3 protein-coding genes are annotated in these 2,780 nt (G+C 43.8%); 2 read left to right on the forward strand and 1 reads right to left on the reverse strand.

What is annotated here, in order from left to right:
• Positions 1 to 1,167, forward strand: a 1,167-nt coding sequence (locus B4033_RS12805) for an Rne/Rng family ribonuclease (RefSeq protein ID WP_286834526.1), incomplete at its 5' end; no start/stop codon positions are given.
• A gap of 135 nt (positions 1,168 to 1,302) precedes the next feature.
• Entirely contained in the window at positions 1,303 to 1,476 is a 174-nt protein-coding gene (locus B4033_RS12810; protein WP_004810972.1) for a PA1571 family protein, read from the forward strand.
• A gap of 156 nt (positions 1,477 to 1,632) precedes the next feature.
• Here the strand turns inward: B4033_RS12810 and B4033_RS12815 are convergent.
• Positions 1,633 to 2,780 (reverse strand): WS/DGAT/MGAT family O-acyltransferase (locus B4033_RS12815; protein WP_286834529.1); only part of this gene is annotated, 1,148 nt, incomplete at its 5' end.

Consider the following 2,780-nt stretch of genomic DNA (forward strand, 5'->3'; position numbering starts at 1 on the left):
CAGGTGATGAAAGACATGCTCGGGACCAAAGGCGCACGTCTTTCAACTGATCTCTCCATTCCTTCACGTTATCTGGTTTTGATGCCTTATGGCAATCATATTGGCGTATCGCAACGAATTGAATCTGAAGAAGAGCGTAACCGTTTGCGTTCGATTATTGAACGGATTCAGGCCCAGCATAAACTGCCCGGTTCGGTGATTGTCCGTACTGCGGCAGAAGGCATTGATGAAGCTGAAATTGCCCAGGACATGGCTTATCTGGCCAAGCTTTGGGACTACATTCAGCGCAAACAGAAGAGCATTGCTGTTCCATCACTGATCTTTGAAGAACTGCCGCTGCCACAGCGTGTGATTCGTGATCTGGCCAATGAAAACACTGCCAAAATCTATGTCGATTCACGTGAAATCCACGGCAAACTAAAAGAGTTTGTTAAAGAATTTGTGCCAAGCATGAATGATCGTTTGCTGCACTATCCAGGCGAGCGCCCGATCTTTGATTTATATAATGTTGAAGATGATATCCAGAAGGCTCTACAAACCCGTGTGGCACTGAAATCTGGTGGCTATCTGATGATTGATCAGACTGAGGCTATGACCACCATTGATGTCAATACCGGTTCCTATGTCGGCGGTCGTTCACTGGAAGATACCGTCTTCAAAACCAATATGGAAGCAACTGAGGTGATTGCACGTCAGTTGAGACTGCGTAATCTGGGTGGGATCATTATTATTGATTTCATTGACATGCAGGAAGCACAGCATCGTGACGAGGTAATGAACCAGTTTGAAAAAATGCTGGAACGTGATCATGCCAAAACCAAGATTACCCAGGTATCTGAACTGGGTCTGGTCGAGATGACGCGTAAACGTACCCGTGAATCTCTAGAACACCTGTTATGTGAATCCTGTCCAACCTGTCAGGGACGTGGATATGTCAAAACAGCAGAATCAGTGTGTTACGAAATATTCCGTGAAATTTTACGTTACGCACGCGCTTATCAATCACAAAGTGGATTTACTGTAGTGGCACATCCGTCAGTGATTGATCGACTGCTGACTGCAGAAGCCCCAGCTGTGGCGGATCTGGAACACTTTATTGATCGCGTGATTAAGTTCCAAGTTGAGAATTTATATACGCAAGAGCAATACGATATCATTCTCAGCTGAAATTGTAACAGAATATCGTAAAACCCTTGTTACAACTGGAATTTTACAAGCGCAGGTGAATTCTGAATACTAGACACATCCAGTAGCCAAAGCCAATCTCCCAATATTTTGGCTTAGCAAAAAATGAGGTGTGTCATGAGTATAAGTAAAGCAGTTATTAATAAGGGTCTAAAACACGTGCTTGAACCGAAAACTGTCCACGCGGGATACATTGTGGACGAACGCGGCAATGAAGTTCAGATTACTTCATCTATGATTCGTACGGTCTGCCATCAGCTATTAAAACAATGTCGTACTGTGAAAAGTTAAAATTTGAATATTGCTTGAATGATTTGAATAAAAAATAATCAAATAAAAATAAAGGGGCACCATATGCCCCTTTATTATTGCATGAAATTATTGGCAAAAATGTTCATACCTATTTTTGCCTAGAAACTTAGTTTTGATTTTAGTCTTCATCGCAGTCTAACTTACTGCTGCGAGCTTTGGGGTTTTGCCACCATCGACAATCCGTTCAAAACGCTGGATTTCGTCCTCAAGATGAGTAAGCAGATTCTGCATTTTAGGCAAGGAATTACGGCAGGCGGTCAGACCTACTTCAAGTTTGTCTAAATAACTGGTCATGGTGATATTGAGTGCCTGACCATCGAGCACGATAGAGGCAGGGTAGAGAGCTTCCAGACGGGCTCCATTCCAGTACAGCGGTTCTTGTGGACCTGGAACATTGGAAATCACCAGATTAAATGCCTGGCGTTTTGGCATCAGACCTGATGCAATATTTAAACCTGCAGCCCCATAAACAAAAGCACTATAGTTCAAAATCTGATTAGCATTCATACGCTTAAAACGTTCTTTGGCATTCAGTACGCTACGACGTACGATCTTGAGACGTTCTAACGGATCTTCCTTATGCGTACCCAGATTCGCCAGAATCATGGTTATACGGTTTGATACATCAGAGTCATCAGAACGTACAGAAGCCGGCACCATGGCAATCAACGGTTTCTTCGGTAGAGCATCTTGGCTAATTAAATATTCACGTAAGGCACCGGAGCAGATTGTCAGCACGATATCGTTAATGGTTACCCCCAAGGCTTTAGAAATACGACGAAGACGCTCAAATTCAAAAGATTGTGCAGCAAATCGGCGTGATGCACTGACACGTTGATTAAGAATGGATGAAGGGGCCTGGAAACTGGAGACATAATCAGGATTACGTCCCATGTCTTTTAATACAGTTTGCGACAGCTCATAGATGACACGCGGAGTAGATTCCAGCTGTCCTTTCAGCGTAGATAAAACGCCTTTAATGCGGCTAACTTTTGGTGCTTTCAGGCGCTTGGCACGTGGTCCTTCTACACACCATGGTGGCACAATACTTTTTCCATGTGGATCATGAGACAGTGATTTCTCGACCAGACGCATACCTGCAATGCCATCGACCATAGCATGGTGAATTTTAAAGTACATCGCGAAACGATTACCTTCTATTCCTTCAATGATATGACAGGTCCAGAGTGGTTTGGCACGGTCAATCAGAGCACTATGTTCCTGTGAAATATAGGTGAGTAATTCACGGATGCGACCCGGTTTTGGCAGGGCAATATGCCGGA

The sequence above is a fragment of the Acinetobacter sp. UBA3132 genome, from assembly GCF_002364825.1.
Taxonomy (GTDB): domain Bacteria; phylum Pseudomonadota; class Gammaproteobacteria; order Pseudomonadales; family Moraxellaceae; genus Acinetobacter; species Acinetobacter schindleri.